Source organism: Streptomyces sp. NPDC043853 (genome assembly GCF_056436025.1).
The window spans coordinates 59,534-80,382 of sequence record NZ_JBWKDJ010000011.1; the positions used below are offsets into that span (position 1 = coordinate 59,534).

Genomic DNA, 20,849 nt, shown 5'->3' on the forward strand with positions numbered 1-20,849 from the left:
GTTCGGCCCATCTGTGCGACGAGGGGACGCCGCCCGGGTCCGGACAGCGGTCGGCAGCTGTCGGTGCGAGCGACGGCGCCTGGCGCGTCGTCGTGCGTAACCGGGTACGGCGCATCTCGTCCGGGGCCTGGGAACCGGGCCGCCGGACAATCTAGCAACGCGGAACGTCCCGACGGGACCGCGCCCGCCCGTGACCCTCCTCACCCGGTGGGCGGGCGAAGGAGGGACAGCGCGCGGCCCGTTCTTCGGTCGGCCGGCGTGCAGGCCCCGTCGGGCCGCACGGGCGGTCTTCTCCGTCGCGTGATCTGATGATCGGAGGTGAGGGCGAAGGGAGCCGGCGATGCCTCTGACGGTGAACACCGATCCGGGTGCCGGACCCGTCCGGGTCATCCGCTGCCAGGGTGACCTCGACATGGACACCCTGGACTCCCTCCAGCGGGCCGGGGAGCGCGCCGCCGCCGAACCGGGGGTCGAACGCCTCGTCCTGGACGTCACCGGCCTGACCTTCATCGACTCCATGGGCCTGCGCTGCCTCCTGCACCTGCGGGAGACGGTGCACCTGGTCCTCGCCGGACCCCTCCCGCACGCCGTGGGGAAGCTCCTGGACCTCTCCGGCACGGACCGGCTGTTCCCCGTCGCCGACGGGGTCGACGCCGCCCGCACCCTGTAGTCCCCACCCCGCCTACGACGCGGGCGCGTCCACGGTTCGGCCGGTCCGCGCCGACGGCACCGACGGCACGGGCGGCACGGGCGGCACCGGCCGCAGGTGCTCGGCCGCTTCGGCCGCGGTGTACGAGGACGCGAAGGTGAAGGCACGGGGGGACGGGCCGTGCGTCCGGAGGTCCGCCAGCCGCTCCAGGGCCTCGTCGACGGTCGGGAGGTGACCGGCGGGCACCCACCAGAGCACCAGGTGCGCCTCGACGTGCCGCTCGAACCAGTTGCGGCGCCCGCGCATCGCCTCCAGGTGCCCGCTGCGGTAGGTGAAGTCCCACAGGGCTTCCCGGGTCTCCCACACGGACATGTTGACGATCAGGTCCTCGCCCGCCGGGCGCAGGGCGGTGGCGTCGTCCGCCCCCTCCTCCACGAGGCGCCAGACGAAGCCGGGCGTGCCGTCGGCGGCGGCGTTGAGCGGCTCGAGCATCTCGACGAACGGCGTCATGCGCGGGTCGTCGAGAGGGTGGAGGAGCGTGGCGACGTTGAACTGGGCGAGGTGGGCGGCGGGCGTGGATGCGGTCATGGCCTCATCCCAGCACGCGCCTTCCTTCTATGTCAATCATCATTGTTTTTAGAAGGTTCGACGATCACACAACACTCCCCCGGCCGGGGGTCCATCCGGGCGCGGACGGGACCGTCCGTGCCGAGCAGCCCCTCCAGCAGCGCGAGGTTCATCCCGCAGACCAGCGGCGGGAAGCGTTCGGCGACGGCATGGAAGGGGCAGTTGCGCATCCGGACGACGCGGCCGACCACCCCCTCGCCGCCCTGCCCGCCGCCGCCTCCGCCACCTTCGCCACCCCCACCGCCCTCTTCGCCTTCCAGGTGCGGTTCGTAGCCGCGGGCGGCCAGCACCTCCATGACCTCGCCGAGGCTCCCGCAGGGTGCCGTGGACCCGCGCTCGGCCTCGCCCCGGCGATGCGCGGCCGCGCAGAGCTCGGCGTCCAGCCCGGCCCGTTCGGCCGCCTCGGCGAGCAGCTCGGCGGCGGTGCGGTAGTCGCGGGCGGGCAACGACACCGAGTGCTCGGTCCGCGCCCGCGTGTAGACCTTGGCCGGTCTGCCCGCCCCCGGCCCGGAGCGGCCGGTCAGGCGGCGGCTGCCGCTCTCCAGGAGTCCGGCCTCGGTCAGCTTGTCCAGGTGGTGCGCGGCGAGCGTGCGTGCCACACCGGCCGCCTCGGCGGCCTCGTTGCGGCCGACCTCGCGGCCTTGGGCCGCTACGTACTCGTACAGGCGGCGGCGCACCGGATCCTGCAGCGCCGCGATCGCATCGATGTCCTTCACCCGACCAGTCTAGGAACAACACAGGTTGGAGATAGAAGCGAAGCGGAACCCCGCCGCGACACCCCGGCTCCGCCACCCTGCCGCGAACCGGATCCCTTGACAGGGTGGGTCCCGTGCGGCGGCCGCCGGCCCCACCGGCGCCGACCGGCCGCACCCAGGAAGTCGGGCAATTCAAGGAAGTCAGGCAACTCAAGGAAGTCTTCGAGGAGAGGACAGGACTCCATGCCACTCGTGGGCGAGTACGAACCCAGCACCCAGCAGTGGGTCCGGGACCAGGTCGAGCAGTACGAGAACTCCGGAGGCACCGAGGGCACGACGCTGCGCGACACCGGACTGCCGGTCGTGATCCTCACCACCCGCGGCGCCAGGACCGGGAAGATCCGCAAGACGCCGCTCATGCGGGTGGAACACGGCGGCATCTACGCCGCCGTCGCCTCCCTGGGCGGGGCTCCCAAGCACCCCGTGTGGTACCACAACGTCCTGGCCGACCCCAGGGTCGAGCTCCAGGACGGCACCGTCCGCCAGGACATGACGGCACGCGAGGTCACCGGCGAGGAGAAGGCCCTCTGGTGGGAGCGGGCCGTGGACGCGTTCCCCGACTACGCCGCCTACCAGAAGAAGACGGACCGGATCATCCCCGTCCTCCTCCTCGAACCCGCCCCCGGCGGCCACTGACGCGCCCCCGCCCCCGGCGCCGCCGAGCACGCGCCCCACCCGTGCTCGTGCCCGGCGGCCGGGTACGCCCCACCCCAATTCGCTGAACACGTTCAAAAAAGGCTATGCTGACACCGCGAGCGAGGCCAAGGAGGTCCGATGAAGATAGTGCTGCCCGGTGGCACCGGGCAGGTGGGCACGATTCTCGACCGCGCGCTGACGGCGGCCGGCCACGAGGTCACCGTGCTGACCCGGCGTCCCGTCCGGGCGCACGAGATCGGCTGGGACGGGGTCACGCTCGGCGACTGGGCGGCGGCGATCGACGGCTGCGACGCCGTGATCAATCTCGCCGGCCGCAGCGTCTCCTGCCGCTACACCCCCGAGAACCTGCGCGCCATGATGGACTCGCGGGTGGATTCGGCGCGCGTGGTCGGCGAGGCGATCGCCGTCGCCGCCCGGCCGCCCCGCGTCTGGCTGCAGATGAGTACGGCGACGGTGTACGCCCACCGCTTCGACGCGGCACACGACGAGGCGACCGGGGTGATCGGCGGCTCGGAGGCAGGCGTGCCGGACTACTGGGCGTACAGCGTCGAGATCGCGAAGCGGTGGGAGCGGGCCCAGGCCGAGGCACCGACTCCCGCGACCCGCAAGGTGGCGCTGCGCTCGGCGATGGTCATGAGCCCCGACCGGGGCGGCGTCTTCGACGTGCTGTCGTGGCTGGCTCGGCTCGGTCTGGGCGGTCCGGTGGCCGGCGGCGCGCAGTACGTCTCCTGGATCCACGAGGAGGACTTCGTTCGGGCGGTGGAGTTCCTGATCGCCCGGGAGGACCTCGACGGGCCGGTGAACCTCGCCTCGCCGGGCCCCCTTCCGCAGCGCGAGTTCATGCGGGCGCTGCGCACGGCCCGGGGCGTGCGGGTGGGGCTGCCGGCGACGCGCTGGATGGCCGAGCTGGGGGCGTTCGCCCTGCGCTCGGACACGGAGCTGCTGCTGAAGAGCCGTCGGGTGGTGCCGGGGCGGCTGGCCGCGGCCGGATTCGCCTTCGCGTATCCGGAGTGGGACGGCGCCGCGGCATCCCTCGTGCAGCGGTCCGGGACAGCTCGTGCCGCGTCGCGGGTGCGGGCCGTTTGACCGGCCGATCGGTACGGGCGCGGCGCGCCTGCGCCGTACGGGCGGCCACCGGTGGAGGATCGGTGGGGCGGCGGTCCCGGAACGGCCGCCCGGTACCGCCCATCGTGTGAAGAGGTCCGGCCTTGACCCTGTTCGACGACCCGCTGGTCCCGTTCCCCCCGCACAGCGGCTCCCACGGCCCCCATGGCCCCCACGGCTCCCACGGCTCCGCCGACGGCCTGCGCCACGGATCCGCCGGCGTCGACCCGGCGGCCGTATGACCGCCGCCGCGGACGGGGGCGCGCCGGCCGGCGGCCGGTACGGCGAGGCCGTCTTCCGCCCCGAGCAGGCGGGCGAGGGCGGGCGCATCGACTTCGGTGCCCTGGCCTACGACGACGTCACCGTGGCGCGGCTGCGGGCGCTCGGGGCCGGTCCGGGGTGGCGCTGCCTCGACGTGGGCGCCGGCACGGGCACGGTCTCCCGCCGGCTGCTGGACGAGGCCGGCGTGGAGAGCGTTCTCGCCGTGGACCGCGACGTGCGCTTCCTGCGCGAGCGGCCCAGGTCGGGGCTCGCCGTGCTGGAGGCCGACGTCACCGCGCCGGACTTCCGCCCCGGCCGGTTCCGGCTCGTCCACGCGCGGTTCGTGCTGATGCACCTGCCCGAGCGCGACCGCCTGCTCACGACGCTGGCCGAACTCGTCGAGCCCGGCGGGGTGCTGGTGCTCGGCGACGCGGTCGACCTGACGAGCGACCGGGCGCCCCGTACGCCGTACACCGACGTGATGCGGGCCATGTGGCAGGGGCTGCGGGCCACCATCGGCACCGACGTCTCCTGGGTGCCGTCCTACCCGCAACTGCTGCGGGCGGCGGGGCTCGGGCCGGTCGCCGCCGAGATCCACGTACCGCCGCTGGTGCCGGGCAGTCCCATCAGCCGCTTCTGGGCGGACACATGGGAACGGACCAGGGCGGCGATGCTCGCGACCGGCCTGGTCGACGACGCGGTCGTGAACGAGGCGGTCCGGTACCTGGGCTCCGACGAGTGCGCCGCGCTGTCCGCCGGCATGCTCACCGCCTGGGGCCGGAAACCCGGCGAGGCCGCGCAGTGACCCGCCCCCGGCCCTCCCGTCAGGACGGCGACCAGGTGGAGGTGCTGATCGTCGGTGGCGGGCCGGTCGGTCTGACCGCCCGGGCGCTGCTGGAGCGGTGGGGCGTGCGGTCCCTGCTGGTCGAGAAGCACCGCGAGCTGTCGCCGTTCCCCCGGTCCCGGCTGGTCAACGTCCGGTCGATGGAGATCTTCGGCCGGCTGGGGCTCGCCGAGAGGATCACGGCCGAGGCGTTCGCGCCGGAGTACGGGCGCATCCGCTTCCGGGACACCCTGCTCGACGGCGACTTCGCCACCGCGGCGATGGTCGGCGTCCACGCGCCCGTACCCGAGAGCCCGGTGACCGGTGTGGTCACCTCGCAGGACCGGCTGGAGCCCACGCTGCTGGCCGCGGCATCCTCACCCGTGCGGTTCGGGGTCGAGCTGCTCGACCTCGCCGAGGAGGACGGGTGCGTCGTGGCGCTGCTGCTCGACCACCACCGCGGTCGGGAGTTCCGTGTCCGGGCCCGCCACGTGCTGGCGGCCGACGGCGCGAACTCCACCGTGCGGGCGCGGCTGGGGATCGGCTGCAGCGGTCCCGGAGCACTGGGGCGGTTCACCACCGTGGTGTTCGACGCCGACCTCGACCGCTGGTGCGGCGGTCGGCCCGCCGGGGTCTACTTCACCTCGCGCGGAGCGTTCGGCCCGCTCTATCCGGAGGGTGGCTGGGCCTGGTTCGTTCCCACACCCGAGGACGCCGGTCGTGCCGACTGGCCACGGCTCGTCTCACAGGCGCTCGGCTCGGGTGCCGGCGTACGGACCAGCGTGTCGCGGGTCCAGCACTGGGTCATGACCGCGTTCGTCGCCGACCGCTTCCGCCGGGGCAGGGTCCTGCTGGCCGGCGACGCGGCACATGCGGTCCCGCCCACGGGCGGGCTGGGCATGAACGCCGGCGTCGCCGACGTGCACAACCTGTGCTGGAAGCTGGCGGGCGTTCTCCGGGGGTGGGCCGGGACCGCCCTGCTTGAGTCTTACGAGGCCGAACGGCGGCCCGTCGCCGACCGCACCCTGAGCCAGGCCGTGGAGAACACCCGCCTCATGCTCCACGTCCAGGACCGGCGCCGGGACCAGCACCGCGCGAGCGATGGTGCGCCGGCCCCGGACCGGCTCGAACTGCCCTGGTCGGAGCAGTACTTCGCGCAACTCGGTCTCGTGCTCGGCGTCGCCTACCGCTCCGGCGCCGTCCTCTCCGACGGCGCCGACGCCGCACCGGCGGGAGCCGGGCCGGGAAAGGGATCGGGAACGGGAACGGGAACGGGAACGGACTACGTTCCCAGCGGCCTGCCCGGCCATCGCATGCCGCACCTCCGGCTGGCGGACGACCGGTCCACCCTGGACGCCTTCGGTGAGTGGTTCACCCTGCTCACCCCGGACACCGCGCACTGGGAGCGGCAGACCACCGCCCCGTGGCCGATGCGCGTCGAGGACCTTCCCGTCGAGCACGCGGATCTCTGTGGCATCAGCCCCGCCGGGGCACTGCTCGTCCGGCCCGACGGACACATCGCCGCCCGCTGGACCGGGCCGCCCCCGGGCGCCTCGGCACTCCGGGACGCGCTCGCCACGCTCACCGGCTGACTTCCCGGGAACCCGTAACGGTCCGCGCCACGGCCACGACGGCCTCGGCGAAGCGCTTCAGGCCGCCCGGGTGGTGAGCGAAGAACAGGTTGGGCTCGATCAGCTCCAGCTCCATGACCACGGGCTTCCCGGCGTCGTCCAGGGCCAGGTCGACCCTCGCGAGGAGCGGGACTTCCGGGGAGGGGACGGCCGCCAGCGCCGCCTTCGCGGTTTCCATCTCCTGGTCGGTCGGCAGGTGGGCAGCGACGTCGGGATGCGGAACCCGGTCGTTGTCTATGGTGCCCGGCTCCGTCAGTACGGGTCCCTTCCGGATCGCGTGGCTGAACTCCCCGCCGACGAAGACCAGGGCGCGTTCGCCCTCCTCGATGCGCGGCAGGTACGGCTGGACCATGGCGACGCGGCCCTGTTCGAGCAACATCCGCGCATGGCGCATGGCGTCGTGGTGCCGGCCGGGCTCGTAGCGTGCCGTGTCGACGGCTCCGGCGGAGACGGCGGGCTTCACCACCAGCCCGCCGTTCTCGGGGAAGGCGTGCGTCCCGTACGGTACGCCGGGTTCGAGGAAGCGGGTGGGGACGACGGCGACTCCCCGCTCGGCGAGGTGCCTCAGGTACCGCTTGTCGCTGTTCCATCGCACCACGGGTGCCGCGTTGCACAGACGCGTGACCCGGGCGGTGGTTTCCGCCCAGGTCAGGAACTCGTCGAGGCGTTCGGCGTAGTCCCAGGTCGAGCGGACCACGGCCAGGTCGAACCCGTCCCATGCCACGGACTCCGAGTCCCAGGGCACCGGTTCGGCGGTCAGACCCTGCCGGCGCAGGGCCTCCACCATCGGTCCCAGATCCACGTCCGCGTGCATCCCCGTCCTGCTGGTCACCACCGCGACCCTGGCCACCTCACTCATGCCACTCCCCCACCGCTCCGTGTCCGACCGCCCCACTCTATGCGTGAGGCGCGGGACGGCCGTGGACAGCGCCACCGGTGGCGACGGTGCCGGCGTACGACGCCGGCGTACCGCGTACGGCGTCGGCCGGCGGCGCCGTGCCTAGCGCAATGCGGCGAACGCCTTCGTGAAGGCGAGCGGCTGCTGGAGCACCGAACTGCAGGTCGGATCGGCGTGGCCGACCTCGCCCGCCGCGCACTGCTTGTCACGGGTGGCGGACCACATCGCCAGCCGGCCGATGCCCTTCGACCTCGCGAAGTCCGTGAGCTCGGTCGCGTCGGAGACGGTGAAGACCTCGCTCGCCACGTCGTTCACGCCGATCATCGGGGTGACGGCGACCGTCTTCCAGGCGGCCGCGTCGGAGAGTCCCAGCACGCTCTTGATCTGCGCCTGCGTGGCCGTCGCCGCCTGGATCGCGTACCGGCCCATGTCACCGCTGTACGCGGGTCCGTAGTCCATGGCCATGATGTTGACGCCGTCGATCCGTACCCCGGCCCGCTTCGCGTCGGCCAGCAGGGCCACGCCCGGCTGCGTCAGGCCCTCGGGCATCACGGGCAGGGTGAAGGCCACGTCCAGGCCCGGGTGCGACTTCTGCAGCCTGGCGATCGCCTGGCCGCGCCGGCTGTTGGCGGCGGTGTCGGGGAGGGCCGCCCCCTCGATGTCGAAGTCGACCTTGGTCAGCCGGTACCGGTCGATGACCTTGCCGTACGCGGCGGCCAGGTCGTCGGCGTTCGCGCAGTTCAGGGCGAGCTCGCGGCCGGCGGCGCCGCCGAAGGAGACCCGTACGTCCCCGCCCTGGGCGCGCAGCGCACCGATCTGGGCGGCGACCTTGTCGCTCGCGAGGTCGGTGACGCCTCCCCACATCGGAGTACAGCCGCCGCCGGCGGTGACGAAGGCGAGGTGGAACTCCTTCACCCCGGCCTTGGCGGCGGTGTCGAGCAGGTCGTAGGCCGGGTACAGGGAGGTGTCCACGTACGGGGCGAAGCGTGCTCCGCGGGAGGGGGTGCCGGTGGTCGGCGGGGGCGTGGCCGTCGGGGTGGGCGATGCGGTCCGGGTGGGGCGCGGCGAGGCCGTGGCGGTGGCGGTCGGGGCCGCCGTGGCCGTCGGGGCGGCGGTGGGACGGCCGGTGGGGCCCGTGGGAGGGGTGGGAGTGCCCTGGTCCACCGAGCACTTCACGCCGTTGATCCGGCAGGCGGTCGGATCGCCCGGACTGCCGGCGCCGCTCATCACGAAGCCCACGGTGACGGACGCCCCTGCCGCGAGCTCGCGGTTCCATGCCGCGGGCTTCACGGTGACACGCCGTCCGTCGACGCTGTGGGTGCCGTTCCAGAGGGAGTCGAGCTTCGCGCCGGCGGGGAGGTCGAACTGGAGTGTCCAGTCCGACTGGTTCTTTCCGGTGCGGTTGGTGATGACGTACTGGCCGGTGTAACCACCGGGCCAGGAGCTGGACTTGGTGTAGACGGCTCCGACCTCGCCGGCCTGGGCGGCGGTTCCGGTGAGGGCGACGGCGGCGCCGCCCATCACCACCGCCAGTGCCACTCCGCCGATCGCCTTCGCCTTGGTGCTCACCCTGCGCCGGTGCCCGTTCGTGCTGCCCATCGCGTGCCTGCCTCTGGTTACTGGTGGGTTGGATGCGGCAGCACGCTAGCCGCCCCGAAAGGGACAAAAGTTCGATCCGGGGCGGCGGGCGCGAGTCTTAGGTTCCGCTTAAGGCAGGCATAGGGAGGGGCTCAGGTCACGGGCGCCGGACGGCGGAGCGAGACCTGCGCGGAGGAGTGGCAGCCCTGGCCGTCTTCGGATCGGCCGGAGGCCGAGCCTGGTCGTTCCGGCAGCGCGGACCGTCGTCACCTTCGGGGAACTGCGCGGTGATCGGCGGTAGTCGTGGGCCACGGACCACGGGCGGCGGCGTGTTCGAGGATGGCGCGGACCTGCGCGGTGATGGCGCTGCGGTTGCGCTCGAACTCGGGGCCGGTCAACACCTGCGGATCGGCGGGCAGTCCGGTGAGGACGGGGGTGTGGACGTGGCCGCCGGGCAGGTGCGGTGCGAGCGCGGAGCGCAGCAGGTTGGAGCGGTAGGCCACTTCGTTGGACAGATAGCCGCCCCCGCCGCCGGCCACCGCCCGCGAGCCCGGGGTCGGCCCGTCCTCGCGGTCGACCGGGTCGGTTCCGCCGACCGGTATCTCGGTGACGGCGCTGTTGAGCCGCACCGGGTAGGGCTCTTGGACGGCACGGGTCACCGCGTCCGCGGGGAGGGTGGTCCGGATGAACTCCGGGCCGGGGCCGACACCGGGTGCGGTGACCGGGCGGGCACGGGTGCCGCCGGAGAGGGCCGCGGAGTTGTCGGGGTAGGGGTCGGCCGAGCGGGACCGGCCCGCCCACGCCTCCAGGGTGAAGACGCCGGGATACCCCTGGCTGACGGTGGCGATGACGTCCGCCGCACCGGGCGCGCGGTACGACAGACGGGCGCCGAAGGCACGCTCCACGATGCCCGCGTCGAAGTCGGCGTAGCGGACGGGGAGTACGACCGCGCGGACCTCGGCGTCGGTGCCGTCGGCGAGCCGGATGCGCCTGCCGTTGAGCTGGAGGACCGCCGAACCGGACGGGTTGGCGCGGCGGATCTCGGCGTCGAGGCCGAAGGGGTCGAAACCGCTGACGAAGACGCGGCGGACGCCGGGCGGGCCCGCGAAGCCGTTGTCGGTGAGGCCGCGGGAGGCGTCCTCGAAGCGGGTGCGCAGCGCCCCGCGGTCCACCGGGAAGCCCGGTTCCCAGCGTGCGAGTGCGGCCGTCATGGCCAACCGTGCCCAGTACAGGGGCCGGTCGTCCCCGGCCGGGAGATCGCCGCCGGGACGGTCACCCTGGGCGCGTCGTACGGCGGCCCGCCACAGCGAACGGCCCCAGGAGTCGAGCAGCCGGCCGGCCTCGGCGGGGGTGCGCGTGCCGCACAGGGCGGCGGGGAAGCGCTGCACGAAGCCCGCCAGTCCTGCTCGCTCGACCAGGGCCGTGGTGCGGGGATCGGCGAGCCGGGCCTGTTCGGCGTCGAGGTGCGCGGTGGAGGAACCCGCTGAGAGCGTGGCGAGCGTGGCGGGCGGTGCGCATGAGGGGGTGTCAGCCGCGTGCGCGGGGAGGCCCGCCACCGGGGCGAACATGCCGGCCAGGAGCAGCGCGATCGTCGCCGTACGACGTAAGGGAATCATGCGGTGTGACATTACACAGGGCTCTACTGCCCTTCCAGACGGCGTCGCCTCGGTGCGGCCGACGGCGGCCGCCCCACTACGCTGACCGGCGTGCTCGACCGACCGACCGAGGAGGGATCGCGATGACACCCGCCGAGCAGCGGAAGCAGCAGATGGATCCGTCACCGTTCACACAGCCGAGGGAAGAGGTCATGGCGACCGCCGACCGCTTCGGGCACCGTCGGCACGGCCGGCCGACCCCTCCCCCCGGCAGGCGTCCGTGAGGTGGAGCGAGGAAGTCCCTTCGTGGCGGGACGTGGTGCGGGCCCTGCACGGGGCCGCGGAGGCCGAGGAGGGCGTCCGGCTCGATGACGGGTCGAGCGATGACGCGATGGACACCTGGGACGTTCCGGTGCCCGAACCCATCCGTGAGATCCACCGCCGGGTCGGGCTGCTCCACGTCGGCGACCACGCCGCTTTCGGTGCCTCACATCCCGACAACGACGGCAACGCCGGCGGTGGACGGGCGTGGCGGTGCGGCGAGCCCGGCTCGTTCCGGATCGTGCACACGAACGCGTACGCCGAGACCTACTACGTCGACGTCGACCGTGACACGGGGGCGTGGGGGCCGGTGTTCAGGTTCTGGGAGGACCACGGTGCCGAGATGGTCGCACCGTCGCTCCAGCACTGGCTGATGGCCGTGGCCGGGCGGGTCCGGTACGCGTCCCGGGACAAGGCGCACTTCGGGGATTTCTCCACCTCCTTCCTGAACTGGTTCTCCGGTGACTTCGCCGATGCCGACGAGGAGTTCCCCGAGGACTCGCCGGAGGCGGTGGCATGCGCGGCCGCGCCGGCGACCGCAGAGCCGGTGACCGCCGGGGAAGCGCGCGACTCGGGCGACCCGGTGCTCGTGGACGCCGCCCGCCGGCTGCCGGAGGCCGCGCTGCTGGCCGACCTGCGCGGGGCTGTCGGGCCGACCGCGGTCCCCTTCGGGCGTCGTCCGTCCTGGCCGGGCGGCACCCCCGTCTACCGGCGCTTCCACGGCGGGGCGATCCTCGCGGCCATCGGAGTGCCCTCGGGCGGCACGGCCTGACGGGTCACCCCTTCCGGGCGCCGAGGCCGCCCGGTTCACGCCCGCCGGCGATCACTGACGGGGCGAGCGCCCTCCCTCCCCGTCAGGCATCTCCGGGCCTCGTGAGGGCCTCCGCCTCGGCGGCGTAGAGGCGGGCGGGGTCGAAGCCCATCCCCGTGAAATGGCCCGCGAGTTCGAGGGACAGGACGCCGTGCAGGCGGGTCCAGAAGGTGAGGGCCCGGCGGAGCGCCGGCGCCGGGGCGGGGTGTTCGCCCGCCCGGGCGCGGTGCTCGGCGAGGTGTGCGTCGAGGGACTCCTCAAGGGGCTCGGCGGCCGGGGCCGCGGGGCCGGGTACGGGCGCGGCTTCCGCGGCGGCACAGGCGTCGAGCATGACGGCCATGATCCCGGAGGCGATGCGGACGGTGTCCTCGGGCGCCCGGTAGCCGGGGACGGGGGTTCCGTACGCCAGGAAATACCGCTGGGGGTCGGCGAGGGCCCACCGGCGCAGGGCTTCGGCGAGGCCGGGGAGATCCGCGGTGCCCGCTTCGACGCGGCCGTCGAAGGTGTCGGCGAGGCTGCGGTAGGCGTCCCGGACGAGTGCGGTGATGAGCTCGTCGCGGTTGGCGTAGTACCGGTAGAGGGCCGGGCCGCTCATGCCCATCTGCGGCGCGGGGCGGTACCGGGCGCGGGGCGGGGACAGGTCGTCGTCGCCATGGAGGCCACCGGGGTCTCTTTCGCCGAGCAGCAGATGCGCCGCGGGCGGTACTACGACCAGCCGCCGTTCCCCTTCGTACCGGGTTACGACCTGGTGGGCACGGTGGTGAGCACCGGGGAGGGCGTCGAGGCGGGCCTGGCCGGGCAGCGGGTGGCCGCGCTGGTGAAGGTGGGTGGCTGGGCCAGTCATGTCGTCGTCGACGCCGAGGACCTCGTACCGGTGCCGGACTCGCTCACGCCGGCTGAGGCGGAGACCGTCGTCGTCAACGGCATCACCGCCTGGCAGATGCTCCACCGCACCGCCCGGGTGCGTGCCGGGCAGGCCGTTCTGGTGCACGGCGCGAGCGGTGGCGTGGGCTCGGTCCTGGCGCAGCTGGCCCGCGCGGCGGGCGCGACGGTGATCGGCACGGCCTCGGCCCGGCACCACGACGCCCTCCGGGAGCTGGGTGTCCTCCCGGTCGACTACCGCGGAGGAAACGTCGCCGAGCGGGTCCGGGAGCTCGCCCCGGGCGGTCTGGACGCGGTCTTCGACCACCTGGGCGGCCGCAGCGTGACCGACTCCTGGAAGCTGCTCGCAGCGGGCGGCACCCTCGTCGCCTACGGGAGCGCCTCCATCCGCGACGACAGCGGCTCCAAGCAGCTGCCCGTACTGAAGATCCTCGCCCGCACCGCACTGTGGAACGCCCTGCCCAACGGCCGCCGGGCCTCCTTCTACAACATCTGGGCGGGCCGGGCACTGAACAAGGCCGCGTTCCGCGCCCGCCTTCGGGCCGACCTGGCCGAGGTCTTCGCCGCCGTCGGCCGCGGCGAGGTCATCGCCCGGATCGCCGCCAGGATCCCGCTCGCGCGAGCCGCCGAGGCTCTGCGGCTGGCCGAGTCCGGCACGGTCACGGGCAAGATCGTCCTGACCCCCTGACCCCGTGTCCCTCCCTGCCCCCTGAACCGCCCCCCGACCCGCGGTCCCGTGCCCCTGCCCCCTGATCCGTGGCCGGTGACCCGTGCCCCCGTGGGTGTCGTCCCTCCCCCGTCGCCGCCGTACGGGCGGGATCCACGCCGTCCAGGTCATGCGGGACCCGCCTCGCCCCGACGGGCGGGCCGGCCCCGCATGACCTGGAGGTCAGGGACGGACGCCGGGCGTCATGCGGGACCCGCCTCGCCCCGACGGGCGGGCCGGCCCCGCATGACCTGGAGGTCAGGGACGGACGCCGGGCGTCAGACCTCGCCCTGCGCGGTCAGCGCCTTCGCGTGGCGTCGCAGGGCCGCGGCGGCCAGGGCGAGCACCGCCGCGGCGCCGAGCAACGCGGAAACCGTCGTCCAGGTGGAACCGACGGCCACGCTGCCTTCCAGGAAGCCCGCGCCGCCGGCGCCGTCGAGGACGTGCAGGACGATGATCCCGCAGGCGACACACGCGGCCGCGGCCCAGCCCATCGCGGTCTCCCGCACCGCCAGCCACGCCGCGGTCAGCAGGCAGACCGCGGCGAGGGCCGCGGCGACCACACCCGCGCCGCCTTCCGCGAACAGCCCGCCCGGGTCCGTCGGGAGGTGGATCAGCGCACCGAGCGGCAGGAGGGCCACCGTGGACCAGCGCAGCCACGAACCCACCGCGGACGGGAGGGGGTTGGTGGCGTCCTCGGCGGTCGGCACACCGACCCCGACCGCGTCCGGCAGGGGTGGTCGCGTTCCCGCCGGTCGGGTTCCCGTCGGAGCGTCCGCCGCCGGGAACGCGTACCCGCCGGGTCTGGAGTCCCTGCCCTGGGGGGCCGGCGCGGGCCCGGCACCGGAGGGGTGCCAGTCGCTGCTGTCGTCGTCGAGGAGGGAGACGAACTCCACCACGTCATCGATCGGTCTGCCGACGGCGATGGCGTGCAGCGTGGTCTCGGCCTGCCGGAGGTCGACCCCCGACGCGTTGAGGAGCGCGACCAGTTCGCGTACCTCGTCCAGGGGCCTGGACACCGCCGCGGCGCGCAGCGCCATGTCGGCGGGGCTGGGCTCGCGGACCGTCCGCGTCAGGAGGACGACGAGGGAGGCGACCTCCCGCAGGGGGCGCTCGGCCGCCGCCGTCTTCAGCAGCGTGAGTATCGCGGCGTCGCCGCCCGCCACGGCCTCCGATACCTCTGCGGGGTCCGACGCCTCTACGGGGGCCGACGCCTCGACGGAGTCCGACGCCTCTGCGGAGTCCGGAACGGCGGCCCGTACGGGCGCTTCAGCCGGCATCGGTGCCGTTGGCGGGGCTGTCACCGGTGCTGATACCGGGACTGGTGCCGGTGGCGTTGCCAGGGCCGTCTCCGGTGCCGGGGTCACGGCCACTACGGGAGGCGCGGCCGGTGCGGGTGCCGCGACCGGGGCGGGAGGCGCGACCAGTGCGGGAGCCGCGACCGGGGCTTCCTGCTCGGCGGGGGGTGGTGCGGTCGGGGCCAGGGGGTGCGGGGCGAGGGGGTGCGGGGGGTGGGAGAGGCCGTTCGGCGCCGGGGGGTGACCGGCCGGCTGTTTGCTGAGGTCTCCGTCGGTATGGACGGTGAAGGGGTTGGGGCTCATATCGCCAGCTCCGTTCACGGACTGCCGTTCGGGCGTCCGTGGTGATCTCTTCTCTTCGGGCGCGTGAACTGCACGCCTAGCACCAATTAGTGTGCTTTTGTGGGCAGTACGCCATCCGGTAACGCCTCTGCTGAGCCAACAGGGCGACGAACTGCTCCGCTCCGGGGCTCGGGCGCTGCCCGCCGGACCGCACCGCGCCCGGTCCCTCATGGCGACCCGTCCCCGATCGGCCGCCGGCCGCGTGTTTCCGGCGGATCGTCCTCCGGCCACAGGCCGAGCATGTCCAGCAGGTCGCTCAGGTCCGCCGCTCCGGTGGCGCGGGAGGCGACCGCTCGGCGGGCGGCCGCGCGGTCCGTCGAGCTGCTCCGGGCCGGCAGCGCGGGTTCGTCGCACGCGAATGGATCCTTCATCCCGCCGATGCCACCACGCCCCCCGCCCGCCCGCAGCCGGCGCTGCTCCATCAGCGGCACTCCCACCCCGTCCGCAGCACTCCCACCCGGTCCGCAGCCTCACTCCCTCGGCGGTGGGCCGGCCGCCGCGGCGGCATCGAGCCGGGCGATCTGCGCAGCGGTCAGGACCAGGTCACCGGCCGCCGCCGAATCGCGGGCGGTACGGGGTCGGGAGGCACCCGGGATCGGGATCACCACGGCGGCACGGGACAACAGCCAGGCCAGGCAGACCCGTTGGGGGCTCACCCCGTGCTCGGCGGCGACCAGGTGGAAGGCGGTGCCCGAGGAGGTCGGACCCGACGGGCCGTCGAGCGAGCTGCGGGAGAGGCCGCCGAGCGGGCTCCACGGCAGGAAGGCGAGGCCCAGTTCCACGCAGCGGCGCAGCTGGGGCTCGCTGTCGCGGACGGCCGGGGAGTACTGGTTCTGCACCGAGACCAGCACGTCACCCAGGACGTCCCGGGCCTGGTCGATCTGCTCGACGGACACGTTGGAGACGCCCGCGGCGCGGATCTTTCCCTCCTGGGCCAGCTCGCGCAGGACGCCCACCGATTCCGCCCAGGGCACCCGCGGGTCGGGCTTGTGCAGCTGGTACAGGCCGATCGCCTCGGTCCCGAGCCTGCGCAGCGATCCCTCACAGGCGCGCCTGATGGTTCCGGGGCGGGCGTCCACGGTCCACGAGCCGTCGCCGGGTCTGCCGCGGCCGCCCTTGGTGGCCACCAGCACGGAGTCGCGGTCCGGACCGCGCCCGGCCAGTGCGCGGGCGATCAGCAGCTCGTTGTGTCCGGTCTCGCCGGCGTGCCAGTGGTAGGCGTCGGCCGTGTCGAGGAGGGTGACGCCCGCGTCCAGCGCGGCGTGCAGGGTGGCGAGAGCGCGTTCCGTGTCGGGCCTGCCTTCCACGGAGAGCGGCATGGCCCCCAGCCCGACCGCCGACACCCGCCGTTCTCCGATGCGGCGTTCTGCGCTCACCGGGCACCTCCGTCCGGCTGCGCGGCCAGGCGGTCGGCGACTGCCTCGTCGACGGCCTGCGGCAGCCACTGGGTGACCCGGCCGAAGGCGAAGCCGAGCCGTGCCGCCCGGCCGTTGTCCATCGGGTAGGGACGGTCGAAGGAGAACGGCGATGCGGTCTGCCCCGGGTCCACCAGGTCGTAGCGGGGGCGGCGCCCGGTCCGGGCTCCCACGAGTCCGGCGATGCCGGTGACGTCCAGCGCGCCGTACGAGCAGGCGTTGACCGGTCCGGTGAACGAGGCCCGGGCCGTCCAGTCCAGGAATGCGGCGATCTCCAGGTGGTGGACGAAGGAGGTCGGGTACGGCTGCCGGTGGACCCTGACCGGGCGTCCGGCGGCGATCCGGTCGACGTAGTGCGCCAGCCGTCCGGTGAAGTCCGCCCGGCCGCCGCCGAGGACATGGGCGGTGCGCACGACGGCGGTGGGGAAGACCGGATCGGTGAGCAGCACGCTCTCGGCCTGCCGCTTGCCCTCCGCGTACGCCGTGGCCTCGTCGGTACCTGCCGGGACACCGGGTACCGGCCGGCCGACCGGGTCGAGGACGTTCTCGGTGAGCAGGACCGCGGCGGCGGGGACGAGGTCGTCCGCAGCGGTCGCCGCAACGGTCGGCGTCGTGGTCGTGGCGGTGGACGTCGCCGGGTCGTACACCTCCATCGTCGAGGTCATCACGTAGCGCCCGGTCCGGCCGGCGAAGACCTCGCGGGCGACGGCGGCCTGGCCGGGGGTGTAGCAGACCTGGTCGATGACCACGTCGAAGGTGCGCGAGCCGAGCGCGGCGCGCAGCTGCCGTTCGTCGTCCCGGTCGGCGACCAGGTGGGTCACCCCGTGCGGCGCGGGTGCCGAGCCGCGGTTCACCACCGTCACTTCCGCCCCCGACTCGCGGAGCAGTTCGACCACGTGCCTGCCGAAGTACCGGCTCCCGCCGATCACGCATACGTTTCGCATGCCCCGACTCTGCCGCGATACCGTCACCAGCAGAACTGGTCAGTCACTGATGACGTATGAAGGAAAACTGATGATCGACGTTCAGCGGCTGCGCGTCCTGCGGGCCGTCGCCGAACACGGCAGCTTCAACCGGGCCGCGGCGGCGCTGCTGCTCACCCCCTCGGCCGTCTCCCAGCACATCGCCGTGCTGGAGCGTTCGCTGGGCCGTCCGGTGGCGGTCCGCAGTACCCGCGGGGTGACCCTGACCGAGCCCGGACGGCTGCTGGTGGAGGCGGCCGAGACCATCTCGGCCGAACTCGACCACGTGCGCCGGCAGATCGACCGGCTGGGCGAAGAGCGGCCCCGGCTGACCGTCGCCACCTTCACCAGTGGCGGCCGTTTCCTGCTGCCCGCGGCCCTGGCCCGCTTCGTCGCCGCCCACCCGGATGTGGAGCTGACCGTACGGGAGAGCGAACCGGAGAACGCCCTGCCGATGATCCGGCGGGGTGAGGCGGACCTCGCGCTCGCCTACCACTTCGACGGGCCGCTGCCGGTCCGGCCCGACGAGCGGCCCGGCATCGACTGGACCCCGCTGATGGACGATCCGCTGTCGGTGGTCCTGCCCCACGGGCACCGCCTGGCCGGGCGCACCGGCGTCGGCCTGGGTGAACTGGCCGGGGAACGGTGGGTGCTGGGCTGCCTGAAGACGGAGGCGTACCTGCGCCGCCAAGCGGAGCGGGCCGGCTTCGAGCTCCGTGTGGCGGCCTCCACCACGGACTACTTCTTCGCCCAGAGCCTGGTCGCGGCCGGGGTGGGGGTGTCCCTGGTGCCGAAGGTGTCGCTGGATCCGGCTCCCGGGCTCGCCGTGATCGACGTCGAACCTCCGCGTCCGGCCCGGCACATCGGGGTGGCCGTCCCGCGACGCCGCCGACCCCACCCGTACGCCACCGGCTTCGTGGAGGCGCTGTCGGTGGCGGCCACGGGGCACGACGGGCCGGCGTAGGGATCGGCCGGTACGCAGGCGCGCCGAAGACGACGACGGCCGGCGGCGGCTCCCGCCAAGGTCATATCCGACGTTCAAGCGGGCTGTCACGGAACGGACTTATGGCAGGACGGTGCCCGGCGCGCGGGGAGGAGCGCGCCGGGCGGGGTGGTTCGGCGGCGGGTCACCGGCGGGTGCGGTGGGTCACCGGGCGGGTCAGAGGAGCGGGCCGAAGAGCGGCAGGACCACCCGGCAGGGGACCTCCCGCGGGTGTGCGGGATCGAGGGCGTTGAGCACGTGGGTCAGGGCGACCGGGTCGTAGCCGATCTCCAGGTGGTCGGTGGCGTCGAGCGCGCACCCGTCCTGCACGGTGATGTTGGTGACGTGCGGACCGGTCGGCAGGAAGGCGTTGGCGTAGGGGGTGACGACCTCGTCGTAGCGGGTGGCGATGGTCGTGTACTCCACTCCCGGCACGGTCATGCCCCCTTCGTTCAGGTCGGCGAGGAAGGCCGAGCCGGCCTCCTGCTCGACGCAGGCGGCGCAGGTGTCGTCGAGCAGCTCGTTCGCCGGTTGCAGGAGGTGGAGGCTACGGCCGAGTTCGGTGATGCCGGAGAGGGTGGTGCCGTGGTTGTTGGGGGCGATGCCGACGAGTTTGCCGACCTTGGCGGCTCCGCCGAGGTTCTTGAGGTAGTAGCGGGGCATGAGGCCGCCGCCCTGGGAGTGTCCGACCAGGTCGACCTCGGGGGCGCCGGTGGCGGCGAGGACCCTGTCGACGAACTCCGAGAGCTGACGGGCCGAGTCCGCCATGGGGCCGGTGCCCTGGACGGGGGATCCGGGAGCCGCGCCGTAGTTGAACGCGTAGACGCAGTAGCCGGCGTTGGCGAGCAGCGGGGCCGCGCCGCGCCAGTAGTCGTTCATGTTCTCCAGCGTGCCGTGCACCAGGACCACCGGGTGGGGACGGGCGGCGCCGGGACGGCAGGACCAGTCGTTCGCCCCGGGCGGGGGCGTGTCGGGGGCGGCGAAGCCCCGCACGAACCCGGCGGCGAAGCCGTACTCCACCGGGTGGGGGGTGGGGGCGGCGGCTGCCGGCGGGGCGCCGGCGGTCAGCAGGCCGACCGCGCCCAGCGCCGCGGCGGCGAGCGCCCGTGCTCGCTTCCATCGCATCATTCACACCTTCCGATTCCCGCCGGAATTCCCTGGCGGCCGGCGGACGGAAGCCGAAGCTAGGCGGGCCCCGACGGGCCCGTCAACGCGCCGAACACGGCACCGGTGAATCCTCTCGGCGGGTGCCAGGATTTCCCGTCCGGCGGCGCGGAAACTGTCATGGGCGTGAGCGTTCCCGAGGCTCCGGGACGGGACGAGGGCCGACGATCCTCACGCCAGAGGCGTTGACTCGCCGGTAACTTCGCCGGATACTCCTGCTGTGCCTGGACCTTGGGGGACCCTTCCACGACAGTTCTCAAAAGAGCTGAGGGACGAGGAGAAAAGCCTCGCCGCGGAGATCATCAGGGAGATCAGGGCGGCCATACCGGAATTCTCGCGCCCCCTCTCGGGGAAATTCGGAGCGGGAATCCAGAACGGGGTGGAGACCGCGCTGGCGGAGTTCGCCGACCGGGTCGAGAATGCCGGCGGCCTCGATCCGGAACGGTTGCGGGTCTACCGTTCGCTCGGCCGCGGGGAGCTCACCGAGGGCCGCAGCCTTGACGCGCTGCAGGCCGCGTACCGGCTCGGCGCCCGGGTCGCCTGGCGGCGGTACGCGCGGGTGGCACGCCGTCACGGTCTCGGGCCCGAGCCGCTGGCGACGCTCGCCGAGGCGGTGTTCGCACACATCGACGAGATCGCCGCCGCCAGTGTGCAGGGGTTCGTCGAAGCGCGGGCCGACCGCGCGGGGGCGCTGGGACGCGCCCGGCACCACCTGTTGCGGGCCCTGCTGGAGGGGGCGTCGGAGGACGAGGTGCGACAGGCGGCCGACGCGGCCGACTGGGTCCTGCCGGAGCACGTGGTGTGCGTGGCGCTGGACCCGCCGCCCGCCGGCCGGCCCCGACCGCCGCGGCTGCCGGATGCGGTCCTCGCAGACTTCGAGCCGCCGGAGGCGCATCTTCTGCTTCCCGCACCGGAGTTCCTGCACGACCCGCAGGTCCGGGCGGTGCTCCGGGGCCGGGGCGCGGTGATCGGACCGCCCGTGCCCCGGGACCGGGCGGCGCGGTCGCTCCGCTGGGCGCGCACCCTGCGCGCCCACTCCCCCGTGCGGTCCGCCGAGCCCGTGGACTGCCGTGACCGGCTCGCGGATCTGCTGCTGCTCGCCGACCGTCCGCTCGTCGCGCTGATCGCCGAACGGCGGCTCGCGCCCCTGGCCGGGCTGTCCCCCAAGCAGCGGGAGCGGCTCTCGGCGACCCTGCTCGCCTGGCTGCAGTCCGACCACGGCACCGCGCCCGAGGTGGCGGCGCGGCTCCGGGTCCATGCACAGACCGCCCGCCAGCGGCTGCGCCGGGTCCAGGAGCTGTTCGGGGAAACCCTGGAGGCGCCCGGGGCCCGGTTCGAGCTGGAGGTCGCCCTGCGGGCGGCGTCGGGGCACCCCGGATAATGGCCCG

The 20,849-nt window shown here is 73.9% G+C and carries 19 protein-coding genes, 2 pseudogenes and 1 riboswitch; of the genes and pseudogenes, 10 read left to right on the forward strand and 11 right to left on the reverse strand.

The genetic code is table 11. The features are described 5' to 3' along the window. Positions 1–81: 81 nt before the first annotated feature. Positions 82–145: riboswitch (guanidine-III (ykkC-III) riboswitch) on the reverse strand. 195 nt (positions 146–340) lie between these two features. Beyond that, complete coding sequence (locus tag AC067U_RS26210) at positions 341–670, forward strand: STAS domain-containing protein (RefSeq protein ID WP_478832221.1); 330 nt, start codon at positions 341–343, stop codon at positions 668–670. Between the two features lie 12 nt (positions 671–682). Here AC067U_RS26210 and AC067U_RS26215 read toward each other — a convergent pair whose 3' ends face one another. Together AC067U_RS26215 and AC067U_RS26220 are read right to left on the reverse strand one after the other, a co-directional pair. Beyond that, complete coding sequence (locus AC067U_RS26215) at positions 683–1,237, reverse strand: DUF3291 domain-containing protein (RefSeq protein ID WP_478832222.1); 555 nt, start codon at positions 1,235–1,237, stop codon at positions 683–685. Positions 1,238–1,269: 32 nt separating this feature from the next. After that, positions 1,270–1,992 (reverse strand): helix-turn-helix transcriptional regulator, encoded by a 723-nt coding sequence (locus tag AC067U_RS26220; RefSeq protein WP_478832223.1) that lies wholly within the window; start codon positions 1,990–1,992, stop codon positions 1,270–1,272. A gap of 222 nt (positions 1,993–2,214) precedes the next feature. Here AC067U_RS26220 and AC067U_RS26225 point away from each other — a divergent pair, with 222 nt between their 5' ends. From AC067U_RS26225 to AC067U_RS26245, 5 genes are all read left to right on the forward strand, one after another. Continuing rightward, entirely contained in the window at positions 2,215–2,667 is a 453-nt protein-coding gene (locus AC067U_RS26225; protein WP_478832224.1) for a nitroreductase family deazaflavin-dependent oxidoreductase, read from the forward strand. A 138-nt stretch (positions 2,668–2,805) separates the two neighbouring features. Further along, positions 2,806–3,774, forward strand: coding sequence for a TIGR01777 family oxidoreductase (locus AC067U_RS26230; RefSeq protein ID WP_478832225.1), 969 nt, complete (start codon positions 2,806–2,808; stop codon positions 3,772–3,774). A 122-nt stretch (positions 3,775–3,896) separates the two neighbouring features. Further along, positions 3,897–4,034, forward strand: a complete 138-nt coding sequence (locus tag AC067U_RS26235) for a hypothetical protein (protein WP_478832226.1) — start codon at positions 3,897–3,899, stop codon at positions 4,032–4,034. Further along, entirely contained in the window at positions 4,031–4,858 is an 828-nt protein-coding gene (locus tag AC067U_RS26240) for a class I SAM-dependent methyltransferase (protein WP_478832227.1), read from the forward strand. The genes AC067U_RS26235 and AC067U_RS26240 overlap by 4 nt, the downstream gene beginning before the upstream one ends. Then, positions 4,855–6,468 carry an FAD-dependent monooxygenase gene (locus AC067U_RS26245; RefSeq protein ID WP_478832228.1) on the forward strand — a complete coding sequence of 538 codons (1,614 nt, stop codon included), beginning with the start codon at positions 4,855–4,857 and terminating at the stop codon, positions 6,466–6,468. Before AC067U_RS26240 ends, AC067U_RS26245 begins: the two co-directional genes overlap by 4 nt. Here the strand turns inward: AC067U_RS26245 and AC067U_RS26250 are convergent. From AC067U_RS26250 to AC067U_RS26260, 3 genes are all read right to left on the reverse strand, one after another. Beyond that, positions 6,458–7,366 (reverse strand): ATP-grasp domain-containing protein, encoded by a 909-nt coding sequence (locus tag AC067U_RS26250; protein ID WP_478832229.1) that lies wholly within the window; start codon positions 7,364–7,366, stop codon positions 6,458–6,460. The genes AC067U_RS26245 and AC067U_RS26250 overlap by 11 nt on opposite strands. A 141-nt stretch (positions 7,367–7,507) precedes the next feature. Beyond that, positions 7,508–9,004, reverse strand: coding sequence for a cellulose binding domain-containing protein (locus tag AC067U_RS26255; protein WP_478832230.1), 1,497 nt, complete (start codon positions 9,002–9,004; stop codon positions 7,508–7,510). Positions 9,005–9,249: 245 nt separating this feature from the next. Next, entirely contained in the window at positions 9,250–10,599 is a 1,350-nt protein-coding gene (locus AC067U_RS26260; protein ID WP_478832231.1) for a pyroglutamyl peptidase, read from the reverse strand. 259 nt (positions 10,600–10,858) lie between these two features. On the opposite strand from AC067U_RS26260, the gene AC067U_RS26265 reads away from it, so the two are divergent. Then, the gene (locus AC067U_RS26265) at positions 10,859–11,671 is read left to right on the forward strand and encodes a hypothetical protein (RefSeq protein WP_478832232.1); all 813 of its coding nucleotides are present in this window, start codon (positions 10,859–10,861) and stop codon (positions 11,669–11,671) included. A gap of 82 nt (positions 11,672–11,753) precedes the next feature. Here the strand turns inward: AC067U_RS26265 and AC067U_RS26270 are convergent. Beyond that, positions 11,754–12,320: pseudogene (locus AC067U_RS26270) on the reverse strand (TetR/AcrR family transcriptional regulator); the annotation flags it as partial. Between AC067U_RS26270 and AC067U_RS26275 the strand changes: the two are divergent. Beyond that, positions 12,258–13,280 (forward strand): annotated as a pseudogene (locus tag AC067U_RS26275) (medium chain dehydrogenase/reductase family protein); the annotation flags it as partial. The pseudogenes AC067U_RS26270 and AC067U_RS26275 sit on opposite strands and share 63 nt — an antisense overlap. Positions 13,281–13,576: 296 nt before the next feature. Here the strand turns inward: AC067U_RS26275 and AC067U_RS26280 are convergent. From AC067U_RS26280 to AC067U_RS26295, 4 genes are all read right to left on the reverse strand, one after another. Next, positions 13,577–14,578 (reverse strand): hypothetical protein, encoded by a 1,002-nt coding sequence (locus AC067U_RS26280; RefSeq protein WP_478832233.1) that lies wholly within the window; start codon positions 14,576–14,578, stop codon positions 13,577–13,579. Positions 14,579–15,105: 527 nt separating this feature from the next. Beyond that, positions 15,106–15,309 (reverse strand): hypothetical protein, encoded by a 204-nt coding sequence (locus AC067U_RS26285; RefSeq protein ID WP_478832234.1) that lies wholly within the window; start codon positions 15,307–15,309, stop codon positions 15,106–15,108. Positions 15,310–15,408: 99 nt separating this feature from the next. Further along, complete coding sequence (locus tag AC067U_RS26290; RefSeq protein ID WP_478832235.1) at positions 15,409–16,314, reverse strand: aldo/keto reductase; 906 nt, start codon at positions 16,312–16,314, stop codon at positions 15,409–15,411. After that, complete coding sequence (locus AC067U_RS26295) at positions 16,311–17,297, reverse strand: NAD-dependent epimerase/dehydratase family protein (RefSeq protein WP_478832236.1); 987 nt, start codon at positions 17,295–17,297, stop codon at positions 16,311–16,313. The genes AC067U_RS26290 and AC067U_RS26295 overlap by 4 nt, the downstream gene beginning before the upstream one ends. Before the next feature lie 70 nt (positions 17,298–17,367). Between AC067U_RS26295 and AC067U_RS26300 the strand changes: the two genes are divergently transcribed. Further along, positions 17,368–18,279: a LysR family transcriptional regulator gene (locus AC067U_RS26300; protein WP_478832237.1), complete on the forward strand. Its 912-nt coding sequence runs from the start codon at positions 17,368–17,370 to the stop codon at positions 18,277–18,279. Positions 18,280–18,474: 195 nt separating this feature from the next. On the opposite strand, the gene AC067U_RS26305 is transcribed toward AC067U_RS26300, so the two are convergent. Continuing rightward, positions 18,475–19,425, reverse strand: coding sequence for an esterase/lipase family protein (locus AC067U_RS26305; protein WP_478832238.1), 951 nt, complete (start codon positions 19,423–19,425; stop codon positions 18,475–18,477). A 256-nt stretch (positions 19,426–19,681) separates the two neighbouring features. Between AC067U_RS26305 and AC067U_RS26310 the strand changes: the two genes are divergently transcribed. Continuing rightward, on the forward strand, positions 19,682–20,842 hold the full coding sequence (locus tag AC067U_RS26310; protein ID WP_478832239.1) for a PucR-like N-terminal domain-containing protein: 1,161 nt from the start codon (positions 19,682–19,684) through the stop codon (positions 20,840–20,842). The last annotated feature ends 7 nt before the right edge of the window (positions 20,843–20,849 follow it).

Coding starts and splice junctions, on each gene's coding strand:
- AC067U_RS26210 (WP_478832221.1), top strand. CDS start 341: ATGCCTCTGACGGTGAACACCGATCCGGGTGCCGGACCCGTCCGGGTC.
- AC067U_RS26215 (WP_478832222.1), bottom strand. CDS start 1,237: ATGACCGCATCCACGCCCGCCGCCCACCTCGCCCAGTTCAACGTCGCC.
- AC067U_RS26225 (WP_478832224.1), top strand. CDS start 2,215: ATGCCACTCGTGGGCGAGTACGAACCCAGCACCCAGCAGTGGGTCCGG.
- AC067U_RS26230 (WP_478832225.1), top strand. CDS start 2,806: ATGAAGATAGTGCTGCCCGGTGGCACCGGGCAGGTGGGCACGATTCTC.
- AC067U_RS26240 (WP_478832227.1), top strand. CDS start 4,031: ATGACCGCCGCCGCGGACGGGGGCGCGCCGGCCGGCGGCCGGTACGGC.
- AC067U_RS26250 (WP_478832229.1), bottom strand. CDS start 7,366: ATGAGTGAGGTGGCCAGGGTCGCGGTGGTGACCAGCAGGACGGGGATG.
- AC067U_RS26255 (WP_478832230.1), bottom strand. CDS start 9,004: ATGGGCAGCACGAACGGGCACCGGCGCAGGGTGAGCACCAAGGCGAAG.
- AC067U_RS26260 (WP_478832231.1), bottom strand. CDS start 10,599: ATGATTCCCTTACGTCGTACGGCGACGATCGCGCTGCTCCTGGCCGGC.
- AC067U_RS26280 (WP_478832233.1), bottom strand. CDS start 14,578: ATGCCGGCTGAAGCGCCCGTACGGGCCGCCGTTCCGGACTCCGCAGAG.
- AC067U_RS26285 (WP_478832234.1), bottom strand. CDS start 15,309: ATGAAGGATCCATTCGCGTGCGACGAACCCGCGCTGCCGGCCCGGAGC.
- AC067U_RS26295 (WP_478832236.1), bottom strand. CDS start 17,297: ATGCGAAACGTATGCGTGATCGGCGGGAGCCGGTACTTCGGCAGGCAC.
- AC067U_RS26300 (WP_478832237.1), top strand. CDS start 17,368: ATGATCGACGTTCAGCGGCTGCGCGTCCTGCGGGCCGTCGCCGAACAC.
- AC067U_RS26305 (WP_478832238.1), bottom strand. CDS start 19,425: ATGATGCGATGGAAGCGAGCACGGGCGCTCGCCGCCGCGGCGCTGGGC.